General features: G+C 68.9%; 16 protein-coding genes. 6 read left to right on the forward strand and 10 right to left on the reverse strand.

Going from position 1 to position 26,076, the window contains the following annotated elements; translation table 11 throughout:
• The first annotated feature begins 236 nt into the window (after window positions 1-236).
• The 3 genes from dxs (at window position 237) to ACSMXV_RS31770 (ending at window position 5,482) form a co-directional block, all read left to right on the forward strand.
• Window positions 237-2,222, forward strand: coding sequence for a 1-deoxy-D-xylulose-5-phosphate synthase (gene dxs, locus ACSMXV_RS31760; protein ID WP_473174576.1), 1,986 nt, complete (start codon window positions 237-239; stop codon window positions 2,220-2,222).
• A gap of 169 nt (window positions 2,223-2,391) precedes the next feature.
• On the forward strand, window positions 2,392-3,870 hold the full coding sequence (locus tag ACSMXV_RS31765) for an amino acid permease (protein ID WP_473174577.1): 1,479 nt from the start codon (window positions 2,392-2,394) through the stop codon (window positions 3,868-3,870).
• Window positions 3,871-4,000: 130 nt separating this feature from the next.
• Window positions 4,001-5,482, forward strand: a complete 1,482-nt coding sequence (locus tag ACSMXV_RS31770) for an ArnT family glycosyltransferase (protein ID WP_473174578.1) — start codon at window positions 4,001-4,003, stop codon at window positions 5,480-5,482.
• A 21-nt stretch (window positions 5,483-5,503) separates the two neighbouring features.
• Here the strand turns inward: ACSMXV_RS31770 and ACSMXV_RS31775 are convergent, their stop codons facing one another.
• Window positions 5,504-5,878 (reverse strand): PIN domain-containing protein, encoded by a 375-nt coding sequence (locus ACSMXV_RS31775; protein WP_473174579.1) that lies wholly within the window; start codon window positions 5,876-5,878, stop codon window positions 5,504-5,506.
• A gap of 348 nt (window positions 5,879-6,226) precedes the next feature.
• On the opposite strand from ACSMXV_RS31775, the gene ACSMXV_RS31780 reads away from it, so the two are divergent.
• The gene (locus ACSMXV_RS31780) at window positions 6,227-7,303 is read left to right on the forward strand and encodes a DUF8189 domain-containing protein (protein WP_473174580.1); all 1,077 of its coding nucleotides are present in this window, start codon (window positions 6,227-6,229) and stop codon (window positions 7,301-7,303) included.
• Between the two features lie 119 nt (window positions 7,304-7,422).
• Here the strand turns inward: ACSMXV_RS31780 and ACSMXV_RS31785 are convergent, their stop codons facing one another.
• Window positions 7,423-8,535, reverse strand: a complete 1,113-nt coding sequence (locus ACSMXV_RS31785) for an LCP family protein (protein WP_473174581.1) — start codon at window positions 8,533-8,535, stop codon at window positions 7,423-7,425.
• A 382-nt stretch (window positions 8,536-8,917) separates the two neighbouring features.
• Here ACSMXV_RS31785 and ACSMXV_RS31790 point away from each other — a divergent pair, with 382 nt between their 5' ends.
• The gene (locus ACSMXV_RS31790) at window positions 8,918-12,994 is read left to right on the forward strand and encodes a CDP-glycerol glycerophosphotransferase family protein (RefSeq protein ID WP_473174582.1); all 4,077 of its coding nucleotides are present in this window, start codon (window positions 8,918-8,920) and stop codon (window positions 12,992-12,994) included.
• A gap of 151 nt (window positions 12,995-13,145) precedes the next feature.
• Here ACSMXV_RS31790 and ACSMXV_RS31795 read toward each other — a convergent pair whose 3' ends face one another.
• Entirely contained in the window at window positions 13,146-13,997 is an 852-nt protein-coding gene (locus ACSMXV_RS31795) for an endonuclease/exonuclease/phosphatase family protein (RefSeq protein WP_473174583.1), read from the reverse strand.
• A 191-nt stretch (window positions 13,998-14,188) separates the two neighbouring features.
• On the opposite strand from ACSMXV_RS31795, the gene ACSMXV_RS31800 reads away from it, so the two are divergent.
• The gene (locus ACSMXV_RS31800) at window positions 14,189-15,706 is read left to right on the forward strand and encodes a hypothetical protein (RefSeq protein WP_473174584.1); all 1,518 of its coding nucleotides are present in this window, start codon (window positions 14,189-14,191) and stop codon (window positions 15,704-15,706) included.
• A gap of 78 nt (window positions 15,707-15,784) precedes the next feature.
• On the opposite strand, the gene ACSMXV_RS31805 is transcribed toward ACSMXV_RS31800, so the two are convergent.
• The 7 genes from ACSMXV_RS31805 to ACSMXV_RS31835 all read right to left on the reverse strand — a co-directional run bounded on the left by ACSMXV_RS31805 (window position 15,785) and on the right by ACSMXV_RS31835 (window position 25,897).
• On the reverse strand, window positions 15,785-17,914 hold the full coding sequence (locus ACSMXV_RS31805; protein WP_473174585.1) for a 3-hydroxyacyl-CoA dehydrogenase NAD-binding domain-containing protein: 2,130 nt from the start codon (window positions 17,912-17,914) through the stop codon (window positions 15,785-15,787).
• Window positions 17,911-19,131, reverse strand: a complete 1,221-nt coding sequence (locus tag ACSMXV_RS31810) for a thiolase family protein (protein WP_473174586.1) — start codon at window positions 19,129-19,131, stop codon at window positions 17,911-17,913. The genes ACSMXV_RS31805 and ACSMXV_RS31810 overlap by 4 nt, the downstream gene beginning before the upstream one ends.
• Before the next feature lie 231 nt (window positions 19,132-19,362).
• Complete coding sequence (locus ACSMXV_RS31815) at window positions 19,363-20,811, reverse strand: alkaline phosphatase PhoX (RefSeq protein ID WP_473179118.1); 1,449 nt, start codon at window positions 20,809-20,811, stop codon at window positions 19,363-19,365.
• Window positions 20,812-20,957: 146 nt separating this feature from the next.
• A complete protein-coding gene (locus tag ACSMXV_RS31820; RefSeq protein WP_473174587.1) occupies window positions 20,958-21,572 on the reverse strand; it encodes a response regulator transcription factor in 615 nt (204 codons plus the stop codon).
• Window positions 21,494-23,002 carry a HAMP domain-containing sensor histidine kinase gene (locus tag ACSMXV_RS31825; RefSeq protein WP_473174588.1) on the reverse strand — a complete coding sequence of 503 codons (1,509 nt, stop codon included), beginning with the start codon at window positions 23,000-23,002 and terminating at the stop codon, window positions 21,494-21,496. Before ACSMXV_RS31825 ends, ACSMXV_RS31820 begins: the two co-directional genes overlap by 79 nt.
• A 100-nt stretch (window positions 23,003-23,102) precedes the next feature.
• Window positions 23,103-23,576, reverse strand: coding sequence for a hypothetical protein (locus ACSMXV_RS31830; protein ID WP_473174589.1), 474 nt, complete (start codon window positions 23,574-23,576; stop codon window positions 23,103-23,105).
• Window positions 23,573-25,897, reverse strand: coding sequence for a SulP family inorganic anion transporter (locus ACSMXV_RS31835; protein WP_473174590.1), 2,325 nt, complete (start codon window positions 25,895-25,897; stop codon window positions 23,573-23,575). The genes ACSMXV_RS31830 and ACSMXV_RS31835 overlap by 4 nt, the downstream gene beginning before the upstream one ends.
• Between the last annotated feature and the right edge of the window lie 179 nt (window positions 25,898-26,076).

Below are 26,076 nucleotides of genomic sequence, written 5' to 3' on the forward strand. Positions count from 1 at the left end.
CGCATGATGTCACGGCCCCGCGCCCCTAAGGGGCGCAGCCCCTCGACCTGTGCCCGGCACCATTGTGGTGCCGGGCACAGCGGTGTCCGGTGCGCCCTCAAAACCGCGCTTTCCTGTCCCTCGTACGGCCGAGGGCGTGACGTACGACGCACGGCCCGGACGTCGGCGGGAACAGCGGAACATTAGACTCGTCAGGCCCGCGAAGGCTCGAACAGCTCTACTGCAAGGAGGCACGGGTGCCGCTGCTGACCCGCATCAGGGGACCGCGCGATCTGGACACGCTCAGCCCGGAGCAGCTGGACCAGCTGGCCGAGGAGATCCGGACGTTCCTCGTCGACGCGGTTGCCAAGACCGGCGGCCACCTCGGCCCCAACCTCGGCGTGGTCGAGCTCACCATCGCCCTGCACCGGGTCTTCGAATCCCCGAAGGACAAGGTGCTGTTCGACACGGGCCACCAGAGCTACGTGCACAAGCTGCTGACCGGTCGCCAGGACTTCTCCGGGCTGCGCACCAAGGGAGGCCTGTCCGGCTACCCGTCGCGCGCCGAGTCCGAGCACGACGTGATCGAGAACTCGCACGCCTCCACCGTGCTCGGCTGGGCCGACGGCCTGGCGAAGGCCAACGAGGTGCTGGGCAGGGACGACCACGTCGTCGCCGTGATCGGTGACGGCGCGCTGACCGGCGGTATGGCCTGGGAGGCGCTGAACAACATCGCGGACGCCAAGGATCGCCCGCTCGTCATCGTCGTCAACGACAACGAGCGCTCCTACGCGCCCACGATCGGCGGTCTCGCCAACCACCTCGCGACGCTGCGCACGACGGACGGTTACGAGCGTTTCCTGGCCCGCACCAGGGAGCTCCTCGAGCGCACCCCGGTCGTCGGCCGGCCGCTCTACGACACGCTGCACGGTGCCAAGAAGGGCCTGAAGGACTTCATCGCCCCGCAGGGCATGTTCGAGGACCTGGGCCTGAAGTACGTCGGCCCGATCGACGGCCATGACATCGCGGCGCTGGAGTCCGCGCTGTCCCGCGCCAAGCGGTTCGGCGGCCCGGTCATCGTGCACTGCCTCACCGAGAAGGGCCGCGGCTACAAGCCCGCCGTCGAGGACGAGGCCGACCGCTTCCACGCCGTCGGCGTCATCCACCCCGACACCGGACTGCCGATCTCTGCCGCCGGTCTCGACTGGACGTCCGTCTTCGGCGAGGAGATGGTCAAGCTCGGCCGGGAGCGCGAGGACATCGTCGCCATCACCGCGGCCATGCTGCAGCCGGTCGGCCTGAAGAAGTTCGCGGAGGAGTTCCCCGACCGCGTCTACGACGTCGGCATCGCCGAGCAGCACGGCGCCGTCTCGGCCGCGGGCCTCGCCACCGGCGGCCTGCACCCCGTCTTCGCGGTGTACGCCACCTTCCTCAACCGCGCCTTCGACCAGCTGCTGATGGACGTGGCCCTGCACAAGTGCGGCGTCACCTTCGTCCTGGACCGGGCCGGCATCACCGGCACCGACGGCGCCTCGCACAACGGTATGTGGGACATGTCGATCCTGCAGTGCGTGCCCGGAGTGCGGATCGCCGCGCCGCGCGACGCCGACCAGGTGCGCCTGCAGCTGCGCGAGGCGGTCGAGGTCGACGACGCGCCGACCGTCGTGCGCTACTCGAAGGGCGCCGTCGGCCCCGCCGTACAGGCCGTGGGCACGGTCGGCGGCATGGACGTGCTGCGCGCGGCGGGAACGGACCGGCCGGACGTGCTCCTCGTCTCCGTCGGCGCGCTCGCCCCCATGTGCCTGGAGGTCGCCGACCTGCTCGACAAGCAGGGCATCTCCACGACCGTCGTCGACCCGCGCTGGGTCAAGCCCATCGACGAGGCGCTGCCGCCGCTGGCCGAGCAGCACCGCGTCGTGGTGACGGTGGAGGACAACTCACGTGCGGGCGGCGTCGGTTCGGCGATCGCACAGGCCCTGCGCGACGCAGGCGTCGACCTGCCGCTGCGCGACTTCGGCATCCCGCCGCGCTTCCTCGACCACGCGTCGCGCAAGGAGGTCCTGGCCGAGATCGGGCTCACCGCCCCGGACATCGCGCGCCAGGTCACGGGCCTGGTCGCGAAGCTCGACGGCCCGTCCTCCCAGTCGCCACTCCGTTCGACCGGGAGCACCCCGGCCGCGCGCACGGCGACCGAGCGCACCGCTGCGGACGGGGTGGACTCGGTGGAGCCGGTGCGGGACTGATCCGCCGGATGCCTGTCTGCTGTTTCACCTGATTCACCGGCGAATGGGCCGGTCCCGCCCCTGCACGGGTGGTGGGACCGGCCCATTCGCATGAAACCGCCCACGACGTGGCATACGGACCGTACCCGCTCTCGACCGAGTCGAGGCGACAAGCGTGGGAGGTCCAGTCTTGTTCAGCGCCCTCTTCCGGACGAAGAGTGTCGAGCAGTCGATCCGGGACACTACAGAGCCGGAGCACGCGCTCAAGAAGTCCTTGTCCGCCCTCGATCTCACCGTCTTCGGAGTCGGTGTCATCATCGGCACCGGCATCTTCGTGCTCACCGGCCAGGTGGCGAAGGAGAACGCGGGCCCCGCCACCGCCATCGCCTTCGCCGTCGCGGGCATCGTCTGCGCGCTCGCGGCCCTGTGCTACGCGGAGTTCGCCTCGACCGTGCCGGTGGCCGGATCCGCGTACACCTTCTCCTACGCCTCGCTCGGCGAGCTGCCCGCCTGGATCATCGGCTGGGACCTGGTGCTCGAGTTCGCCCTCGGCACCGCCGTGGTCGCCGTCGGCTGGTCGGGCTACATCCGCTCGCTGATGGACAACGCGGGCTGGCACCTGCCCGACGCGCTGGCCGGGCCCGATGTCGCCGAGGGCTTCGGCTTCGACATCCTCGCCTTCGCGCTGGTGCTCGTCCTGACCGGCATCCTCGTCCTCGGAATGAAGCTGTCCGCCCGCGTCACCCAGGTCGTCGTGGCCATCAAGGTGACCGTCGTGCTGATCGTCATCATCGCGGGCGCCTTCTTCATCCAGTCCGAGAACTACTCACCCTTCATCCCCGAAGCGCAGCAGATCCCGGCGGGGGGCGGCCTGCACGCCCCGCTCGTCCAGCTGCTGTTCGGGTACGCACCCACCAACTTCGGTGTGATGGGCATCTTCACGGCCGCCTCCGTCGTCTTCTTCGCCTTCATCGGCTTCGACATCGTGGCCACCGCAGCAGAGGAGACCAGGAATCCGCAGCGGGACATGCCGCGCGGCATCCTCGGCTCCCTCCTCATCTGCACTGTCCTCTACGTCCTGGTGTCGATCGTGGTCACGGGCATGCAGCACTACAGCAGGCTGTCCGTGGACGCCCCGCTCGCCGACGCCTTCAAGGAAACCGGGCACCCCTTCTACGCGGGCATCATCAGCTTCGGCGCAGCCGTCGGCCTCACCACCGTCTGCATGATCCTGCTGCTCGGCCAGACCCGCGTCTTCTTCGCGATGAGCCGGGACGGACTGCTGCCCCGGTTCTTCTCCCGCGTCCACCCCAAGTACAAGACGCCGCACCGGCCGACCATCCTGCTCGGCGGGCTCATCGCGATCCTGGCCGGCTTCACCAGCCTCAGCGAACTCGCCGAGCTGGTGAACATCGGCACGCTCTTCGCCTTCGTCGTCGTCGCGCTCAGCGTCATCATCCTGCGCCGCACCCGCCCCGACCTGCACCGGGCGTTCCGTACCCCCTGGGTGCCGGTGGTGCCCATCCTGTCGGTGGCGGCGTCGCTGTGGCTCATGCTCAATCTGCCGGCCGAGACCTGGCTGCGGTTCGGCATCTGGATGGCGCTCGGCTTCGCCGTCTACTTCCTTTACGGGCGCACGCACAGTGAGCTCGTCAAGCGACGGAAGTAGCCGCCCTTGTCCTCGCTCGCCAGCCATCCGGCCCCGTATGTCCTGCTTCGGTAGGAGCTGCGGCGCCGGATAGCGTGCCCCTATGCTCGCCGAGCCCACAGCTTCGCCACGTTCCGTAATCGAACCGCGGATGCCGCGGACGCCCCGGCCGCGGCAGGCGCCCCTGCCGCCGCGGCCGCCGGCACCGCGCGCGGAGCTGCCGGCCCGCTCCCGGTACCGGTACTGGACGCGACTGCTCCCCGCCCTGGCCGCGCTGGCCTGCGTCACCCGCGTACCGGCGTTCCTGCAGCCGCTGTGGAACCCGGACGAGGGCTATCTGGCCGTGCAGGCGCGGATACTGGCCGACGGGGGAGAGCTGTACGAGTCGGTGGTCGACCGCAAACCGCCGCTCGTGCCCTGGCTGTACGCGGGCGCGTTCGCGCTGTTCGGCGACGCGTCACTCACCTCCGTACGGGTGCTGGCGCTGCTCGCCCAGCTCCTGACCGCCGTCCTGCTGGCCTCGCTGGCCCGGCGCCGCTGGGGCGATGCCGCGGGCCGCACCGCGGGCGTCCTGTACCTCCTCGCGTCCATCGGCCTCAATCCCGAGGACGCCCAGGCAGCCACCTTCGAGGTCTTCATGCTGGCGCCTACGGCCGCGGCCATGTGGTGCGCGGACCGCCGCCGCTGGGGCGCCGCGGGCGCCGCCGTGGCCTGTGCGTTCCTGGCCAAGCAGACCGGCGGGGCGGTGCTGGTGCCGGTGGTGTGGTTGCTGTGGCACTCCGCTCCCTCGCGAAGGGGCGTGCTGCGCCTGGTAGTCGGGGTCGTGGTCCCGGTGCTGGCGGTGGCCGGGGTCACCGATCCGGCCGGATTCCTGTTCTGGACGGTCACCGGCTCCGGCGCGTACGCCTCCTTCACCGGGTCCGAACTCCACGTACTGGCGCGAGGGCTGGTCAACACGGCGATCCTCGCCGTGGCCTGCGCCGGGCTGATCCCCCCGGTCGTACGTGTCCTGAGGATCGCCAGGACCGGATCGGCGGAACTGTGGCTGTGGCTCGGATCCTCGGCCGCCGCGGTCCTCGCCGGCTTCCACTTCTTCGGCCACTACTACCTTCAAGTCATCCCGCCGCTGGCTCTGTTGGCCACCGCCGCACTGCAGATCCTGCCTCGCGACCGGCTGGCGACGGCCCTGTTCACCTCGGCCTGCTGCTGCACGCTGTTCCTCGCGTGGGGAGTGCTGGCGCCCCGCCCCGAGCTGGCCCACGCTCAGCGCGTGGCGGACGCGGTGGCACACCGCACGGCACCCGGGGACCGGGTCCTCGTCTGGGGCATACACCCGGAGACGTACTGGCTCGCCGACCGCGCCCCCGCCAGCCGCTATCTGACGGCCGGCCTGCTCACGAACTACAGCGGCGGCCGCAACGGCCCCCAGGTGGGGGAGAAGTACGCGGTCGCGGGCACCTGGCCGGTCTTCCGCGAGGAGATGAGGACCCGCACACCGGCACTGATCGTCGACGACTCCCGCGGAAAGCCGTACGCCCCGGACCGCGTGCCGTCACTGGGTCACCTGCTGGCGGCGGAGTACGAGGTGGTGGGGGTGGTGGATGGGGCGGTGCTGTATGCGCGGGTGGAGTGAGCAAGGTGAGCCGATGAGCTGTCAGCCGTCATCCCGGACCGTGCGCGGCCCGGCGGTCTCGGCCCCCAACTCGGCCACTCTCCACTTCAGTTCACGGTCAGCCGTGACGACGAGACAGGGGCGGCCCTGTGCCTCGCCGACCAGCTCCACGATGCGGTCGTCGCCGCTACCGGGTGCCGCCTCGACTCGAACGCCGGGCACGGATTCCACCCCGCGGGCCGCGCCTTCCACCACGAGCACGATGTCCACGGGGCCCGGGCGGCCGGGGAGCCCGTCGGCGGCGAAGCGCACGAGCCGGTCCCTGAGCCGCTCCACGGCCGCGTGCCGGTCGCGCCACCAGCCGTCGGGGACGGAGCCTACGACGTTGGCGGCGTCGATGATCACCAATGTCTTCACGGTCGGTCCTCCTCCACTCGCCGGTTGTCATCGGGCCATGCGTCGATTCTGCGTCATGGCGCTCGCTCGGGAGGGTGTCGAGGCCTTCTGGCCAACTGGCGAGCGCGCCGCACACGTATGAGGTGAGCAAATTAGGTGACCAAACCAACCCAACTGCCTTGAAAATGGGTAAACGCCACACTTTCGAGGTGAGACGTGGGGTGACCGGGGCTCTGCGAACTGGTGAACGAGCGGCATAATGATGTGGTGAAATCAGGCTTCCCGTGTTCACGATGCGGGTGGGTTTCAGGAAGGTGACGCCAGGCCATGCGGAGAAGGTCGGCACGCTCCGCGGGCTCCGCCCGCCCAATGGGCGCAACTGCTACGACGGATCGGGGGCGTCTCGCTTCCGGGACTGCCCACGGGAACTGGCTCACCCTCGGCAAGGACGGGCGCCTCACCCTGTACGCGCCCACGGAAGGCGGGCTGCTGCGCTGGACCGAGACGACGGTCGGCGGGCCGCACTGGAGTGGACCCCACTTCGTGGCAGTGGCCGGACTGACCGACGTGACGGTGGCGCAGGGCGCTGACGCGTATGTCCACTTCCTCGGGCGTCGGCAACGCACCGGCGCCGACGGCTCCGTGAGCGTGGACATCGTGCACGCCATCCAGTACCAGACGGGACGTGCTTTCACTGACTGGCGTTCGCTCGGAAACCCGCACCAGGACCGGGAGCAAGGCCGGGCGCTGGGCGTGCCGGTGGGCGCGATCGCCTCGGATGGCACCGTGCACGTCTTCGTACGCGGTGCACACCGCGGCCTGATGCTGCGGCGAGAGGCCCCGAACGGCAAGTGGAAGGCATGGGAGGACCTCCTCGGCCACGGCATCGATGCGTTTCCAGCACCCGTCGCCCTCGCGGGCGGAAGGGTCGAGGTGTATGCCGGCGCAGAGACCGGTGTACTGATGTGGCGGCAGATGGAGGCAGGCGGAAGCTTCGCCCCGCCGCGTGGCTTCGCGCTCCGGCCGGCCTCAGGCACCGTCGCGGCCATGGAGACCGGTCCGGACCGTGCCACGGTGTTCTGGACGGATCCTGCGGACGGCACCGCCGTGGCCTGGCGGCCGGGCGGCTGGCCCATCACGCTGGGCGGTTCCGCGGCCGAGCGGCCGTATGCCGCGCTGCGCACCTCGTTGGACGGCTACGACTGCGTGGTGCTCGCCTGCCGGGCACAGGACGGCGCGGCCGTGGTCGGCGTGGGTGGTACCGAGAACGAGTCGAACGGCTTCTGGTGGTACGCGCTGGCCGAACGCTGCCAGGGCGCACCCGCGCTCGCCCGGGACGGCCGGGGCCGTGTGGTGATGGCGTTGATCGACTCGGAGGGCGTGCCCCTGATTGCCCGCCAAGAGGACAGCTCAGGCCTCGCACTGACCCGCTGGGAGCGGCTGTGACTGCCGGCAGCACCGACGTGTGATCGCTCCTGTGGCGCCTCACCTCCCGTGGAACGCGTGCACCGAGGGTCGGGGCATCCTGCCGATCCCGCAATCCTCGGTGCACGGTTCTCTGCGGCTCAACCGCCCGTCGCGGGCGACTTCTTGGCCGACTCGGGAATTTCGGAGTCCGTGCGGATCGCCTTCCACAGGTTCGTCGCCTGCGGCTCGGCGGCCACTACCCGGTTGGGATCGGTCTTGTCGTACGCCACCGGCAGCATGATCGTCTCCATGGTGGACGGGTCGACCCCGTTCATGCTGCGTCCGAACTCGGCGAGCTTCGTCAGCGAGGCCAGCTCCGAATCCGTGGTGAGCGCCTCGGTCAACGTGTCGGCGATCTTGTACGTCTTCGTGGGGCTGCCCAGCAGGTCCTGCTTCTTGATCTCGGAGAGCAGGGCGACCATGAACTGCTGCTGAAGGCCTATCCGGCCGAGGTCGCTGCCGTCTCCGACGCCGTGCCGGGTCCGTACGAAGGCGAGTGACTCGGTGCCGTTCAGCTTGTGCGTACCGGCGCTCAGGTCCAGGCCGCTGGACTCGTCCTTGATGGGCTCGTCGACAGTGACCGTCACGCCGCCGATGGCGTCGACGAGGTTCTTGAAGCCGGCGAAGTCGATCTCCACGAAGTGGTCGAGCCGCACTCCCGACATCTGCTCCACGGTTTTGACCACACAGGCCGGACCGGCAAGCGCGTACACGGAGTTGAACATCACACGCTTCGCCGACGGGAGCGTCGAGCCGTCCGACTTGGTGCATTCGGGACGGGTGACCAGGGTGTCCCGGGGGATGCTGACGGCGGTGGCCTGCGTGCGGCCCTCGGGTATGTGCATCACCAGAGCAGTGTCGGAGCGCGCTCCCGAGACGTTGCCGGTGCCCAGTGAGGCGTTGTCCCCCGAGCGTGAATCAGACCCCAGGACGAGGATGTTCTGACCCGAAGTCGGCAGTTTCTCGGGGCGGTCTTCACCGAGTGACTTGTTCAGGTCGACGCCCTCGATGTTGCCGTCGATGCTGCTGTAGAGCCAGTAGCCGGTGCCGCCAGCGGCCAGGACGAGGACCGCCAGCGTCAGCAGAATGATCCGGCCCACTCGCCGCTTGCCGCGCCGCTCGGCGCGCCGTCGCCTGCCGCCCTCGGGCTGCCGCCCTCCGGGTGCTGCCCTGTGGCCACGCCGTGACTCGGTGGTGGCGCTGTGCGTCATTCTGTTCGGTCCCTCTCCTCACGGGCTCCGCGATGGGCGGAGTGTGGAGACCGGGTGGGGGGAGGCCGGCCCACTGACGTCGTCGATTCAGTGCGCACTATATGCATTCTCTTAAGGGGCGCGGACCTTACCGTACCTCAGTGATGAACAGCGCATGACTCACTGTTGACCACCCATAAGACTGACTTAAGATGTGTGAACCTTGTGACTGATGTTCGGTCGCGAAGCGAGACGAGTCTGATCGGCTGGGGGGTTGATCCGGGCACGTCATTCAGGGAGGGGCACCCAGAGATATCCGGCCAGAGCTGTCCGGTGGTCACCGGGTGTGACGAGTGTCTGGTGGGAGTGGATCTTGACTGTGCGGCCGCGTCTGAGTGTTGTCGTGCCATTTCAGGATGTTGAGGTCTATCTCGCCGAGTGCCTGGAGTCGATTGCCCGGCAGTCATTCAAGAACTTCGAGGTGATCCTCGTCGATGACGGTTCGACCGACAGATCCACGGAGATAGCGGCCGACTTCTGCGCGCGCGACCCGCGTTTCCGGATGATCCGGCAGGAATCCCACGGGCCTGGCCAGGCCCGGAATGTTGGTATCCGTGCCATGCATCCCGAAGGTGAGTTTCTCGCCTTCGTCGACGGCGACGACGTCATCCCCGAGTACGCGTACGAGCTGCTGATCCGGACCCTCGAGGAGTCCGGCTCGGACTTCGTCTCCGGCAATGTGCAGATGATGAACTCCACCAAGAAGTGGCAGTCTCCGCTGCACAAGGGCCCCATGCAGCGCAATCGGCGGGGCACGCACATCACCAAGTTCGATGCGCTCATCTACGACCGAACCGTCTGGAACAAGGTGTTCCGCCGGTCCTTCTGGGACTACCACTACATCGAGTTCCCGGAGGGCGTCCTTTACGAGGACTCCTGGGTCAACATGTTCGCTCACTTCCGGGCCGCCAAGGTCGACGTGATCACGGACATCGTCTACTTCTGGCGGCGCAGGGAAGGCGGCGCGGCTCCGTCCATCACCCAGCGCCACACGGAGCTGAGCAACCTGCGCGACCGGGTTGCAGCGGTGCAGTCGGTGAGCCGCTTCCTGGCCGAGCGCCGCTCACGTACGTATGTCGAGAGCAAGCGCAAGTACGACCTGGCCTGTCTCAAGTCCGACCTGATGCTGCATCTGAAGGTCCTGCCCGACGCCGACGACGAGTACCAGGACGCGTTCATGGACTGGGCCAACCAGTTCCTGGACGAGGCCGACCCCGACATCATCGACGAGCTTCCGGCCGACGCCCGGGTGAAGTGGCTGCTCGTGCGCGAGTGGCGGCTCGACGAACTCCTCGATGTGATCGAGTTCGAGCGGCGCGGCGGGCCCCTACCGGTGCAGAGACGCCTTCGGCGCTATCTCAACTACCCGTATCTGGGAGACCGCAAGGTCGGTATCGACAAGAAGGCCTACCGGCTCGACAAGGAATTCTCGCTGCACGGCTCGGTCAGCGGCGCGCAGTGGAAGTCCGAGTGGCTGGTCCTCACGGGTGCCGCGTATGTGCGGTTCATCAATGTGCACAAAAAGCACATGTCGGTGAAGGCGCTGGCTCTGCGCAACAAGAAGCAGGGCCGCATGGTGATCGCACAGGCGAAGACCACCTATGCGCCGCAGGCCACGGAACATTCCAACCAGAACCGCTACTGCTACGACTGGGCCGGCTTCGAGGCCCGGATCGACACCACCCGCCTCAAGCGCAAGGGCGAGTGGGTCGAGGGCACCTGGGACGTCGCCGCAGGAGTGCTCAGCCGGGGTCTGTTCCGCTATCGCGGCCTCGACCGGGGCAGCGCCGGTACGGCAGCCAACCCGCCATACCGCTACGTCGACAAGAACACCCGCATCCTGCCGCTCTTCCTCCAGGGCAAGCTCAAGCTACGCGTGGAGATCGTGCGCTGCCGCATCACCCGCCACCGTGTCGTGGGCGATCAGCTCGAACTCGGGGGCGTCTACCTCGGCCCCAAGGTGCCCGAATGGGGCAAGCTTCGGGTCGGCAGCATGAGCGGCGCGGGGCGGCACGACGCCTGGGTCCGTTTCAGCGCGGGCGGTGAGGGCTGGTGTACCTGGACCACTCGCATTCCCCTGCGCGACCTGGTGCCGGGATACCGGACCGAGGCGCGGGACGGGGCCGAGATCCCGCAGTCCTGGAGCATGGGCAGCAACGGCTGGAAGACCACCTTCCACGTCGAGGGCCGCAAGATGACCATCTATCCCGTCATGGCGGAGGAGACCCCGGACGGGCACTACCGCATGCCGGCTTCGCTGCAGACACGCGAGGGCGACCGTGAGGTCGTCGTGCATCGCAACGGGTCCGGATACCTGGTCCTGTTCGAGCGGGCCACCCTGCCCACTGTCACCCGCTTCGGGTGGTCGGAGGACGGATCGCTGGAGATCATCGGCCGCTACCAGGCCGCTGACCGGCTCTCGGCCGCGGAGTACAGGGCGGCGCACATGGTGGTGCGTTCGCGGGCCCACGGTGCCGAGCGTGCCGTCCCGCTCGCCTGGAACGGCAACGAGTTCCGTTGTGTGGTGACGCCCGCGGCCATGCGGACACTGGCCGGTGACATTCCGCTCGCGGCCGGCCGCTGGGACTTCTTCCTGCGGCGCCAGGACCACTCGGCGGTCGCTCCCGAGGACCGCCTCGAGGATCTGATGATGAAGATCGAGCAGGATCTCATCGGCGCCTTCCCGCAGGAGTACGAGGAGAGCGAGCGCCGCTACGAGCTCCAGGCCGAGGCATACGACCGGCTGTCGCTCCTGTCCCACTCCGCCATGCCGGACGAGGCCCGTGGACCGTACCGCCAGAAACTGCTGCGTACCAAGGCCTATCCCGCGGCCCGCCGCAAGAAGGTGCGTCCCGCGATTCTCTTCGACGCCTTCAAGGGCACCCAGTATTCGGACAGCCCCCGGGCCCTGCACGAGGAGCTGGTGGGGCGCGGCGTCGACCTCGAGCATCTGTGGGTGGTGCGTGACGACCAGGTCGAGGTGCCGCCCACGGCGACTCCGGTACGTATGTGGTCGCCCGAGTGGTACGACGCACTGGCCAGGTGCCGGTACGTCATCGCCAACAACCACCTCCCGGACTGGTTCCAGAAGCGGGACGGGCAGGTGGTCGTGCAGACCTGGCACGGCACCCCGCTGAAGAAGATCGGCCACGACATCGAGGCCATCCACTTCGCCGACCAGCGCTATCTGGAAAGGGTCGAGAAGGAGGTGCAGAACTGGGACATGCTCGTCTCGCCCAACAGCTTCTCCACCCCGATCCTGCAGCGCGCCTTCGGATTCCCGGGCGAGATGGTGGAGTGCGGCTATCCGCGCAACGACATCCTGCGACGGCCGGGCATGGAGCGGCGGGAGCAGGAGGTCCGCCGCCGTATCGGCCTGCCCGCGGGCAAGCGCGTCATCATGTACGCACCCACGTGGCGCGACGACCAGTTCTACTCACCGGGCAAGTACAAGTTCGACTTCCGCATCGACCTCGAGGACGCACGGGCGCGCCTCGGCGCCGACCATGTGCTCATGGTGCGCCGCCATCCGAACGTGGTGGATCCGGTGCCGGGGGCCGGCGACGGCTTCGTCTACGACGTCTCCGACTACCCGGACATGGCGGACCTCTCCCTGATCACCGATGTGATGATCACGGACTATTCGTCCCTCATGTTCGACTACGTCAACACCGGCCGTCCGATTCTCTTTTTCACCTACGACCTGGACCACTACCGCGACACGCTGCGCGGCTTCTACTTCGACTTCGAGCAGAGCGCACCGGGACCTCTGGTGTACAGCTCTCCGGAACTGGTGTCCGCCATCCGCGACATCGACCGCATCCAGGCCGCCTACGCCGATCGCTACCGCTGGTTCCAGGGCGAGTTCTGCGATCTGGACGACGGTTATGCCTCCGCACGGCTGGCCGACCGGCTGCTGATCGAGGGCGGCGACATGGCGCCGGAGGACGCCAATGCCCCGGCCGTCGGCACGGTGGACACCCGGCACGCCGGGCGCGCGCTCACGCCGATCCAGTGGAGGGCGCAGCAGTGGTTCGCCCCCCAGGGGCAGCAGCAGGCCGCGCCTCCGCGGTCCGCCTCGGCGAACGGCCGTCTCATGAACGCCGTGCCCGCACAGCCGGGTGCGACCGGGCCGGCGCAGCCGTACCCGAGCGGGCAGGGGCAGTCGTACCCGCCTCAGGGGCAGCAGCCGGTGCTTCCGCAGTCGGCCGCGGCCGAGGGGCGGCCGATGCACGCGATGCCCGCGCAGCACCACCCCAACGGTTACCCCGCCGCCCAGCAGGCGTACGCGCCCCAGCAGGGCGACCACGGCCAGCCCCAGTCACCGCGGTTGAGGCCGGCGCGGCTCCAGCTGCCGCCCGCCCAGCAGCAGTCGGTGCAGCCGCATGACGGCCGGACGTACGAGGGCGTGATCGTGTGACCCCGGTGCAGGACCCCGACCCCCGGCCGCGGCTGCGCCCACCCGAGCCGGACGGCCGCAGCGATCCATGACCGCCCACACGAACGCGCCCCAGGCGCTCGACGCAACCACCGCCCACCGCGGGCGGGTCGAGCGCCTCTCCGGCGTTCGCTCAGCTGGTGCCCACCCGGATGAGCAGCGCCCGGTGGTCGGAGGCGCCGGTGTCCCGCACCGTGCAGCCGGACCTGGACAGCCCGGTGAAGAGGTAGTCCAGCTTGTGCCCGGAGTCATGAGTCGCCCGGCCCGAGCGGGAGGAGCCGGAGGACTGGTCGCACTCCTTGTGGGTGCGGTACGGGGCGGTCGGCCACACCCAGTCGGTGGCGTGGTTCACACCCGGCGGATCCACGTTCAGGTCACCGCCGTAGACCGTGCGCCGCTTGGGCACGGCGGCCACCAGCGTCTTCAGTTGGTCGTCGCGGTACTCCCAGCCCGGATGCGCCCGGTCGCTGCCGGGCGTACTCAGATGGGCATTGCACACGGTGAGGCGGTGCGCGGCCACCCGGGCGCAGAGGATGCCCCGCTGCAGTCCGACGCTCGGCTGCCGCGAGGCCGCCACGGTGACGTCGGACAGGGCGGACGCCGACAGAATCGCGAAGCCGGCCGCGCCCTGCCCCCGCGCGGCGCACCGTACGGTGCTCGTACGGCCCTTGGCGTCGCGCCACTCGTACGCCTTGAACTCGGTGCGCCAGGCCGGTCCGAGTGCCCCGCGCACCGACTCCAGGTCGTTGGCGCAGGTCTCCTGGAGGAGGATCACCCGGGCTCCCGCCTGCGTGGCCAGCAGCTTCAGCTGGCGCTTCTTCTCGCTGCGACTGCCGGTTCCCGCGCAGTTCCACTGCTGTACGCCGCACATGTTCCACGTCGCCACGGTCACCTTCCTGTCGGAGGCGAACGAGCGGGTCGGCGCGGCGCTCTGGGTCAGCGTCACCGCGGTGGCGAGTCCCAGCAACGCGAGCACCGCGACCACGATTCCGATCCCTCGGCGCCTGCGCCGTTCGGACGCGGACCGGGAAGCCATCAGCAACATTCCGACATCATGTCTGATGAGCTGACGGGGCGCCAATGTGATGACGTATCAACCCGTATCCGACATTCAACCCCTGGTGGGGTACCGCACCCGTCCGACGCCGAAGCACCTCATGAGAGTGGAATCCGTACATGTCTAAGCCAACTTCGAATGGGCGGCAGCTGCTCAACGGGATCGATTCCTCCGGGACGTACCCGGTCGAGTACCGGTTCGCCCACGCCCAGAAGGGCAACAGACACCTGGTCGTCGTCTTCGCCAACTTCGCCGCGCCCGACGAGTACGGCTGGTCGAACGGAGTCTTCGACAAGCTCCGGTCGAACATCCTCTGGATCCGCGACAAGTTCGACGGCATGAACAGCTACTACCTGTGCAGGGACATGGACTTCGCCCTGGAGCGGTCCGTCATCACGCTGATATCGAACGTGATGAAGTCCCTTGACCTCACTCCGGACCAGGTCACCATGTGGGGTGGTTCGAAGGGCGGCAGCGCGGCGCTCTACTTCGGGTTGCGGTACGGCTTCCGGAACATCGTCTCCATCGTTCCCCAGTTCCGGATCGGGACCTACGTGCTGAGGATTCCGACGGTGGCCCAGTTCATGATGGGCGACGGGCCGCGCGAGGAGAACGTGCGGATGCTGGACTCGATCATTCCCGACCTGGTGCGGTCGGAGGCGAACCGGAGCGCCAACATCTACCTGCTCACGTCACCGCAGGACGAGCAGTACACGGACCAGGTGGAGCCGTTCCTCGGCCTCTTCCAGCGGTACGAGAACTTCAACCTCATCTACAGCGAATCTCCCTTCATCAGCAACCACACCGATGTGACCAGGAGGAACGTTCCGATCCTCATGGGGCTCGTCAACTTCCTCATCGACGGCATCGCACCGCGGCTCGGCTACGTGCGCAACGGCTACGAGGAACCGGACCGCGACCGGTCGGCCATCGACAGCTACCTCGCGTCCACGTCCATGGTGAAGAGCGGATCGGACTTCCCGCCCCCGGTCGTCCTGTCACCGGCGTACAACGAGGAAGTGCACACCACCAACGTGCGCCTCTCGGGCACCGCCCGAGGTGCCGTACGCGTGAGTCTCTGGGAGCACGGCAAGTTCCTCGGATCGCCCACCGTCGCAGCGGACGGCAGCTGGTCCTGGGAGCGGGACAAGCCGTGGACCAAGGGGAAGCATCTCGTCAGGCTCTTCGGGGTGGACGCCGTCGGCTTCCACTCCGAGCGGACCGAGATCCCCTTCACCGTCTCGGAGAACGCTTCGGCGCAGGGTGTCATGCCCGCCGCTCCGCTGCCCGGGGCCGTGATGCCCGCTGCCGGGCAGGGGGTGCAGACTCCGGTCGTCTCGATTCCGGCCGCCTATGAGCAGGTGATGGGCGCGGCGGTCGGTTTCGCGGGGACGGCCGGGGGCGCCGCGCAGGTGGGATTCAGGGAGAACGGTGCGTTCCTGGGAGCGACCGCGGTCTCCCCGGACGGCAGATGGTCCTGGGAACCGGGCTGGGCGTGGAACGACGGCATGCACCTCATCGAGGTCTTCGCCGTGGACGGGGCCGGTGCCGAGTCCTCGGCGGCCCAGGTCCCGTTCACGGTCATGAGCGTGTCGGCCGGGGCGACGCCGGCCGCGTACTACGGCCAGAACTACTGATTCCGGAGCAGTCACACGAAAGCGGGTTGTACGGGAGGACATCCCGTACAACCCGCCCGTGTCTGCGGCGTGTTGGTGTTACGCCGGAACCGAAGCCACCCCAGGCTCCAGGAACCGCTTCCCGTTCACCCGCTCCGAGACGCCCTCCCGGTCCAGGTAAGGCGTGATCCCACCCAGGTGGAACGGCCACCCCGCGCCCGTGATCAGGCACAGGTCGATGTCCTGGGCCTCGGCGACGACGCCCTCGTCGAGCATGAGCCCGATCTCCTGGGCGACGGCGTCGAGGACGCGGGCGCGCACCTGCTCCTCCGTCAGGACGACGTCGCCCTGCTTCAGCAGAGTCGCGACCTCGGGGTCCAGCTCGGGCTTGCCGCTGTCGTAGACGTAGAAGCCGCGCTTGCCCGCCTCGACGACCGCCTTCAGGTTCGGGGAGACCTTGAAGCGGTCCGGGAAGGCGCCGTGCAGCGTCTCCGAGACGTGCAGGCCGATCGCCGGGCCGACCAGCTCGAGGAGGACCAGCGGGGACATCGGCAGGCCCAGCGGCTCGACCGCCTTCTCGGCGACCTCGACCGGGGTGCCCTCGTCGATGACGTTCTGGACCTCGCCCATGAAGCGGGTGAGGATGCGGTTCACGACGAACGCCGGGGCGTCCTTCACCAGAACCGCCGTCTTCTTCAGCTTCTTGGCGACGCCGAAGGCCGTGGCCAGCGACGCGTCGTCCGTCTTCTCGCCGCGCACGATTTCGAGCAGCGGGAGGACCGCGACCGGGTTGAAGAAGTGGAAGCCGACGACCCGCTCGGGGTGCTGCAGCTTCGACGCCATCTCCGACACCGACAGGGAGGAGGTGTTCGTCGCCAGGATCGCGTGCGCCGGGGCGACCGCCTCGACCTCCGCGAACACCTGCTGCTTGACGCCGATCTCCTCGAAGACCGCCTCGATGATGAAGTCGGCGTCGGAGAAGCCCTCCGCCTTGTCCAGGACACCGGAGACCAGCGCCTTCAGGCGGTTGGCCTTGTCCTGGTTGATACGGCCCTTGCCGAGCAGCTTGTCGATCTCGGCGTGGACGTAGCCCACACCCTTGTCGACGCGCTCCTGGTCGATGTCCGTCAGGACGACCGGCACCTCGAGGCGGCGCAGGAAGAGCAGCGCGAGCTGCGAAGCCATCAGACCGGCGCCCACGACGCCGACCTTCGTCACCGGACGCGCCAGGCTCTTGTCCGGCGCACCGGCCGGGCGCTTGGCGCGCTTCTGGACGAGGTTGAAGGCGTAGATGCCCGCGCGCAGCTCGCCGCCCATGATGAGGTCCGCGAGGGCCGTGTCCTCGGCGTCGTAACCCTGCTGCAGATCGCCGTTCTTGGCCGCGGCGATGATGTCAAGGGCGCGGTACGCGGCCGGGGCCGCGCCGTGCACCTTGCTGTCGGCGATGAACTTGCCGCGCGCCACGGCCTGGTCCCAGGCGTCACCGCGGTCGATGACCGGGCGTACGACCTCGACGTCGCCCTTCAGGACATCGGCGGTCCACAGCAGCGACTGCTCCAGGAAGTCCGCGCCCTCGAAGATCGCGTCGGCGATGCCGAGCTCGAAGACCTGCTGGCCCTTCAGCTGCTTGTTCTGGTTCAGCGAGTTCTCGATGATGACCGAGACCGCGCGGTCCGCGCCGATGAGGTTCGGCAGCAGCGTGCAGCCGCCCCAGCCGGGGACCAGGCCGAGGAAGACCTCGGGGAGGGAGAAGGCGGGCAGGGCCTTCGAGACCGTGCGGTAGCTGCAGTGCAGACCGACCTCGACGCCACCGCCCATCGCCGCGCCGTTGTAGTACGCGAAGGTGGGCACGGCGAGAGCCGACAGGCGCTTGAAGACCTCGTGGCCGCCCTTGCCGATGGCCAGCGCGTCCTCGTGCTTCTTCAGCAGCTCGACGCCCTTGAGGTCGGCGCCGACCGCGAAGATGAACGGCTTGCCGGTGATACCGACGCCGACGATCTCGCCGTCCGCGGCCTCCTTCTCGACCTGGTCGATCGCGGCGTCGAGCTTCGCCAGCGAGGCCGGGCCGAAGGTGGTCGGCTTGGTGTGGTCGAGGCCGTTGTCGAGGGTGATGAGGGCGAAGCGGCCCGCACCCTTCGGCAGGTCGAAGTGGCGTACGTGCGCCTGGGTCACGACCTCGTCCGGGAACAGCTCGGCCGCACCCTTCAAAAGCTCAGCGGTGGTGCTCACTTGCTGCCTCCGTCGAAGTGGGGGTTCTCCCAGATGACCGTCGCGCCCATGCCGAAGCCGACGCACATGGTCGTCAGGCCGTAGCGGACCTGCGGCTGCTCCTCGAACTGGCGGGCCAGCTGCGTCATCAGACGCACGCCGGAGGAGGCCAGCGGGTGGCCGAACGCGATGGCGCCGCCGTACTGGTTGACGCGCTCGTCGTCGTCGGCGATGCCGTAGTGGTCGAGGAAGGCCAGGACCTGGACGGCGAACGCCTCGTTGATCTCGAAGAGGTTGATGTCCTCGATCGACAGGCCGGCCTTGGCGAGGGCCTTCTCGGTCGCCGGGATCGGGCCGTAGCCCATCACCTCGGGCTCGACGCCCGCGAAGGCGTACGAGACGAGGCGCATCTTGACCGGGAGGTTGTTCTCGCGGGCGAAGTCCTCGGACGCGATGATCGAGGCGGTCGCGCCGTCGTTCAGACCGGCCGCGTTACCGGCGGTGACCCGGCCGTGGACGCGGAACGGCGTCTTGAGGCCGGCCAGGTTCTCCAGCGTCGTACCCGGGCGCATCGGCTCGTCGGCGGTCACCAGGCCCCAGCCGGTCTCGCCCGCCTCCGCGTTGGTGCGGCGCACGGAGACCGGCACCAGGTCGGCCTGGATCTTGCCGTTGGCGTACGCCTTGGCGGCCTTCTCCTGCGAGCGCACGGCGTACTCGTCGGCGCGCTGCTTGGTGATGTGCGGGTAGCGGTCGTGCAGGTTCTCCGCGGTCATGCCCATGAACAGGGCCGACTCGTCGACGAGCTTCTCCGACACGAACCGCGGGTTCGGGTCCACGCCCTCGCCCATCGGGTGGCGGCCCATGTGCTCGACACCACCGGCGATGACGGCGTCGTACGCGCCGAAGGCGATGGAGCCCGCGGTGGTCGTCACGGCGGTGAGCGCGCCCGCGCACATGCGGTCGATGGAGTAGCCGGGCACGGACTGCGGCAGGCCCGCGAGGATGCCGGCGGTGCGGCCGATGGTCAGGCCCTGGTCGCCGATCTGCGTGGTCGCGGCGATGGCGACCTCGTCGATCTTGGCCGGGTCGAGGCCGGGGTTGCGGCGCAGCAGCTCCCGGATGGCCTTCACGACGAGATCGTCGGCGCGGGTCTCGTGGTAGATGCCCTTCGGGCCCGCCTTGCCGAACGGGGTGCGGACGCCGTCTACGAAGACGACGTCCCTGACGGTACGAGGCACGATGGCTCTCCTCCAGGGTGCGGGATGGCACTGCTGCGGGCGCACGCCACTGAGCGCGCGCTCACCCACTCATGCTACTTGCGGGTAACCAGGCTGCCCAGTCCCCCCGGCCGGAGCGGTGAAGGTCACATCGACGGCGAGCGCCCAGCCCCCCGTATTCCCGGGGCCGGGCGCTCATCGTCGATCTTCAGGTTCGGCGCGGAGGCCGCAGACGGTTACCGTCGGTCACTCTCAGTCGTCATCGCCGTCGCCGTCACCGTCCCAGGGACCCGTGATGGCGACCAGGATCCCCGGGTCCTGGATGTTGGCGAACAGGGTCTTGCCGTCGGCGGAGAAGGTGACGCCGGCGAACTCGCTGTACTCAGGTGCCTCGGCGGTCCCGACGTTGAGCTCGTTGCGGGCGATGGGGTAGGTGGTGCCGTCGAGCGTGGCGCCGAAGAGGTGCGACACGCCGTCGCCGTCCTCGGCGATCACCAGGCCGCCGAACGGCGAGACGGTGATGTTGTCCGGGCCGTCGTAGGCACCGTCCTTGGACACGTCCGGGTTGACCGCCAGAAGCACCTTGAGGGTGATGGTGCTGGTGCGCGGGTCGTAGAACCACACCTGGCCGTCGTGCGGCGTGCCGGGGCTCTCGGTACGGGCGTAGCTGGAGACGAAGTACGCGCCGCCGTCGCCCCACCACATGCCCTCGAGCTTGCGGGAGCGGGTGATCTCACCGGCCAGGAACTGCTTGCGCACGGAGGTGGTGACGGCGTCCCGGTCCGGGACCTTCACCCAGTCCACGCGGTACGCGGTGCCGACCTGCGTCGCCCGGGAGAGGTCGTCGACGTACTGGCCGGCGGAGTCGAAGCACTTGAACGCCTCGAGCACGCCCGCGTCGTCGGCCAGGGCCCGCAGCTTGCCGGGGCCGTGCGTGAAGCCGACCGGCGGGGTCCAGCGGTAGAGCAGGCCGTTGGGCTTGGAGGCGTCCTCGGTGAGGTAGAGGTGGCCGCGGTAGCTGTCGACCACGACGGCCTCGTGGGCGTAGCGGCCGAGGGCCTTGATCGGCTTGGGGTCGAGGTTGGCCGGGCTGCCGTGCTTCGGGTCGACCTCGAAGACGTAGCCGTGGTCCTTGATCATGCCGTTGACGCCGGCCTTGTCCTCGGTCTCCTCGCAGGTGAGCCAGGTGCCCCAGGGGGTGACGCCGCCGGCGCAGTTGGTGGAGGTGCCGGCGATACCGACCCACTCGCGTACGGAGTCGTCGGATACCTCGACGACCGTGCAGCCGCCGGCCGCCGCCGGGTCGTACACCAGGCCGTCCAGGTGCGGCACGGGGTCACCGGCCACGCTCAGCGGGTCGTCGATCTCGTGGTTGTTCACCAGCAGGGTGACGGCGTCGTCGTCATCGTCGCCGCCGGCCGCGAAGGCGCCCGTGCCGTCGTGGTTGCTCGGGGTGGTCTGGCCGGACTCCAGGGTGGTGACACCGGTCTGCGTGAGGATCCGGTACGAGAAGCCCTCCGGCAGGGAGAGCAGGCCCTTCGGGTCCGTGACCAGAGGGCCGTAGCCGACGGCGCTTCCCGCCTCGGCCGTGTCGGCGATGGCGCCGGGCGCCGCGAACAGCGCCTCCACGCTTCCGACGAGCATGACTCCGGCGCCCGCCATCGCGGACCGGTTGAGGAATTCCCTGCGGTTGAGCGGCATTTCGTCTCCCGTACGAATGGACTCGGCCGACACCTGGGGGGTCGGCGTGGCGCCCATCCTCAGCAGGCCAGAAGAATTCGGAAGAAAGCCGTGGAGAAGCGGAGAGTTCACTTGGACCTCACCGTTCTCATGCTTCTCATCTCCGGTCAGTCCCGGTCCGGCAGGTCCAGCCGATAGCCGCGGCCGCGGACGGTGGTGATGCAGCCGGTGCCGAGTTTTCGGCGGAGGTAACGCACGTACACGTCGACGATGTTGGAGGCTTCCTCGGCGTCGTATCCCCACACTGTGGCGAGCAACTGCTCGCGGGGCACCACGCGTCCGGCGCCCCGCATCAGAACCTCCAGGAGCGCGAACTCCCGCGGGCTGAGGTCGACGATCCTGCCGTTCACGCGGGCCTGGCGGGTGCGTCTGTCGAGGGCGACACCGGCGCGGTACAGCGCCGAGTTGTCGCCGTCCTGCAGTCGGAGCCGGATTCGGGCGAGTAGTTCCTCGAAGCGGAACGGTTTCGGCATGTAGTCGTTGGCGCCCTCTTCGAGGCCTTTCACCGTGTCCGTGAGACCGGTGCGTGCGGTGAGGATGATCACCGGCAGCGGGCAGGACACCGCTCGGAGCTGGGACAGGACCGCGAACCCGTCCTCGTCCGGCAGGCCGAGGTCGAGGACGAGGAGGTCGAAGTCCCCGGTCAGGGCCTGGTGGCGGGCGTCTGGTCCGTTGGTGACGACGGTGGTGAGGAAGCCGTGGGAGCGGAGCCCTTTCTCCACGAACGACGCGATGTGGGCTTCGTCTTCGGCGATGAGGATATGGGCGGAAGGGTTCTCTGCTGGTCGCATGGCACCTTGTGAAGAGGGATTCTGAGGGTGAAGGTGGCCCCGTGACCGGGACGGTTGTCCAATGTGACCGTGCCGTTGTGCGCTTCGGCGATGGCCTTGACGATCGCCAGGCCGAGGCCCGCGCCGCCGGATCCGCGCGCCCGGCCGCCGCGCGCGAACCGCTCGAAGATGCGCTCCTGTTCGGCGGGGGGCACGCCGGGTCCGCTGTCCCGGACCCACAGCTCCGCGACGCCGTCGTGTGCTCGTCCGCCGATCCAGATGCGCGCGTGCTCCTCCGTGTGCTGGGCCGCGTTCTGCGCGAGCTGGATCAGCGCCTGGGTCAGCAGCTGCCGGTCGCCGCGCAGCAGCCATGGGCGCGTGTCGTCGGCGAGTTCGAGCAGCCAGCGGCGCGACGCCAGGGCCGACGCCTTGACGTACACCTCCTCGACCAGCTCCGGCAGCACGACGTTCCCAGGCTTCAGGGACTCGGGGCGGCGTGCCTGGGCGAGCATCAGCAGCTCCTCCACGATGCGGTTCATCCGGCGCAGTTCGTCGGTGGCAACGTCGACGGATCGCTGGCGGGCCACGGGGTCGTCGTCGAGCAGCTCCAGATGACCGAGGATGATCGTGATCGGGGTGCGCAGCTCGTGACCGGTGTCGTCGATGAACTGCCGCTGCGTGGCGAACGACTCCTCGAGCCGGTCGAGCATGGCGTTGAAGGTCGTCGCCAACTGCGATATCTCGTCCTCGTCATGGACCGCGATACGGGCCGTGAGGTCGGACTCGTTGATGGACCGGGCGGTGTCCCGGAGCAGAAGGAGCGGGGCGATGAGGCGTCCGGCGAAGACCCAGCCCACTCCGGCGGCAAGGAACAGCGCGCTGAGGCCGAGGAGTACCTCCACGCGGATGGTGTCGTTGATGTCGGCGCGCTCGTTCTCCGTGAACGTGGCGACGACGAGGACCCCCTGAGAGGGATCCCCTTCGACCGTGACGGGTACGGTCACGTACCGGATGTGCCCGGCCGCGGTGGTGGCGTCGCCATAGGTGGGCCGGGTCGCGTCCGCGAACCCGGCCACGAGGGCGGGGTCGGTGTCCAGCCGGGCCGGCGGTTCGATGCCCGTACGGCGGAAGGGCGTCCCGTCGACGAGGGTGAGGATCGTCTGGTGCCGATCGGGAACCTGGTTCTGCAGGACGGATACGAACAACTCGCGGACGCCGGACCGCGGCTGGTCCGTGCTCGGGGGATGGGCCTTCGCGAAGGCCCGGAACTCGCGGATCTCGTTGGCGAGTTCTGCGTCGACGCGCTCCTTCATGCGCGCTGAGAGAATAAAGCTCTCGGCGACCGTGATGAGGCCGAGTGTCAGACCGACGAGCAGCAGCATGCGCCAGAGCAGCCGCAGCCGGATCGAGCGGAGCCCGCGGCGTCGGAGAAGGCCCGGGCCGGCACTTACCTGCTGCGGCTGCTCTGGTGGTTGTGGCCCGTCAGCCGTCGTCACCGCCGCCGCCGTCACTTTCGTCGTCGTCTCCGCTGCTGGAGGTGGGGGTCACGGTCGGTGTCGAGGTCGGGGGTTCCGTATCCCCGCTGCTGGCAGGGAGCGGGGATGCGGGGGACACCGGCTCCGCCTCCGATGAGGAACGGCTGTCCGACATGCCCGACGGCCGGGTCGGGGATGCCTCGGACATATCTGACGCGTCGTCATCTGACGGGCCGGTGCCGGTCGGCTGCCCCGGCTGCGGTGGTGAGCCGACCGACGGCGGGTACGTCTCCAGCCCGGCGCCTTCCGTGTGCGGTCGCCCCGACGGTGCCGCGGCCGACGACTGGGGGGCGCGCTCGACGACCACCGGGTCACCGAGTTGCGGGGCCGGGGCCTGCTCCGCACTGATCACCGGCACGGCGGTGATCAGTGACAGGGCGAGCGCGGCGATGACCGTACGAATGCGTCGGGCTCTGGTCATGCGGGCACGTGCTCCCGCGAGTGGTCACGGTCGGCCGCGGCGGCTGTGCCGGCGGAGACCTTCTTGGCGCCGACGGGGGTGAAGGTGCCGGTGGCCGGGTCCAGCAGGTACATCTCCGCCGCGGCGATGTCGAAGAACATGCCGGTGAGCTGCAGTGTCCCGGCTTCGACCCGCTCGCTGACGCACGGGTAGGCGAGCAGATTGTCCAGCTGCTGGATGACGTTGAGCCGTCCCAGCTGGTCCTGCTCCGAGCCGGCCGCTTTCCCTGCGTCCTCCGTCGCGGAGTCGACGCGGAACCTGGCGATCGTGTGGCCGCCGTGCGACAGCCATGCATCCAGCGGACGGTCCTGGCGCGCCGCTCCGTCGAGCAGAGCGCCCATGGCGCCGCAGCTCGAGTGGCCGCACACGGTGATCGTACTGACTCCGAGTACCTCCGTGGCGTACTCGATCGCGGCAGCAACGGACACGTCTACGTTGTCGAACGCACCGTCTTGCCCGGGACGCGGAACGAGATTTCCCACATTGCGCACGGTGAACAGGTCACCGGGGCCGCTCGCCGTCATCAGATGCGGCACGAGGCGGGAGTCCGAACAGGTGATGAACAGTTGGGAAGGGGACTGGCCCTGCTCAGCGAGTTCGGCGAGGACAGGCCGCACCAGGGGTGCGGTGACGCGCTGGAACTCGCTGACTCCGTGCAGCAGATGGGCCTTCGCGGCCGCCTCGGGCCGCCGGTGCGTCCACGGGAAGAGCCAGGCGGCGCCGGTCACGATGGACTTGCGGCCGGCCGGGGTGCCCGACACCGCTTCCTCGTACCAGTTCTCGTGCACCTCGTCGACGTCCACGCGGCCGCCCAGACGCTCGTGCGTGACGCGCCAGTTGTGCAGGGCCTCGAATGCGGCGTGGTCCAAGTAGTCCACGTTCAGGTCGACATCGACGCGCGCGCCCGCCGGGATCTCCGCCAGGGTCCGGTTCAGCCGGGGCACGGCGGCGAAGGTCAGGGAGCCCTCGACTACGACGTGCCAGTAGTCGTCCTTGTGCTCGGTACTCATCTTGGTGTGGGTGAGCCGGTAGAGCGCCTGCAGTATGGCCACGACGATGCCGAGCGCCACACCCTCCAGCAGGTTCAACTCCACGACGGCGAACGCGGTGACGACGTAGACCGTCAGTTCGCGGTGGCGCCTGAGCTCGCGGATCTCCTCGGGCTTGACCATCCGTATGCCCATCACGACCAGCAGCGCGGCCAGAGCGGCGAGGGGGATCTGTTCGATCAGCCCGGCGGCCAGGACGACGAAGACGACGACCCATATGCCGTGCAGGATGGTCGAGGCACGGGTCTTGGCTCCGGCGGCGACGTTGGTGGTGCTGCGGACGATCACGCCGGTGACGGGCAGACCGCCCAGGAGGCCGGACGTCGAATTGGCCAGGCCCTGGCCGATCAGCTCGCGGTTGAGACGGGCGCGCGGGCCTTCGTGCATCCGGTCCACCGCGACGGCGGAGAGAAGGGACTCGATGCTCGCGATCACCGCCATGGTGAGAGCGGCCAGGGCGATGGCGCTCCAACTTCCATGGGGCATCTCGGGGGCCAGGCCCAGGTCCAGGACGTTCTCGGGCAGGTCGACCCGTACGGCGTCCAGGCCCAGCATGGTCGCCGCCGCGGTGGCCACCACGATCGCCACCAGGGCGGCGGGCACCGCGCGGACCTTCGGCAGCTTCGGCCACAGCAGCATGACGGCGATCACCATCGCGCCGACGATCGCGGCCCCCGGGTTCGTGTGCATGATCTGGCCGGGAAGGGCCGTCATGTTCTCGGTGGCGGAGCTGTTCGGCTTTCCGCCGAGCACGACATGGATCTGGGCCAAGGTGATCGTGATGCCGATACCGGCCAGCATGCCGTGCACGATGGCCGGCGAGATGGCCAGCGCCGCGCGGGCCACACGGAGGAAGCCGAGTGCGATCTGGATGAGGCCGGCCGCCACGGTGATGGCGCAGGTCGCCGCCCATCCGTACTCGTTGACGAAGCCGGCGACGACCACGGTCAGGCCCGCCGCGGGTCCACTGGCCTGGAGTGCGGAGCCGCCGGCGGCGCCGGCGACGATGCCGCCGACCGCGGCGGCGATCAGGCCCGCGGTGATCGGGGCGCCCGAGGCCAGGGCGATTCCGAGCGACAGCGGGATCGCGACCAGGAAGACGACGATGGAGGCGGGCAGGTCGTAACGGAGGTTGCCGAACAAGCCCGCCTTCGGTGATCGGGCAGGACGGTTCTGCGCCTGGTCGTCCGGATGGTTCTCTGGGGCGGTGGTGCGTGAGCTGTGCGACGGCATGGTGCGTCCTCTACTCAGGCATACGGATACGGACAGCACCCAGAGAACTGCGGCGCGTTGAACCTGCCTGGCTGGGGACCGGGACGCGGATTTGCGATTCGTTTACCCGTGCATGAAGTTCCCATGAGGGAACTCTCATGGACTCGGGCCAGGGAATCGGGCCCCCGGGCTACGGAACT

The organism is Streptomyces sp. DSM 42067 (assembly GCF_055792885.1).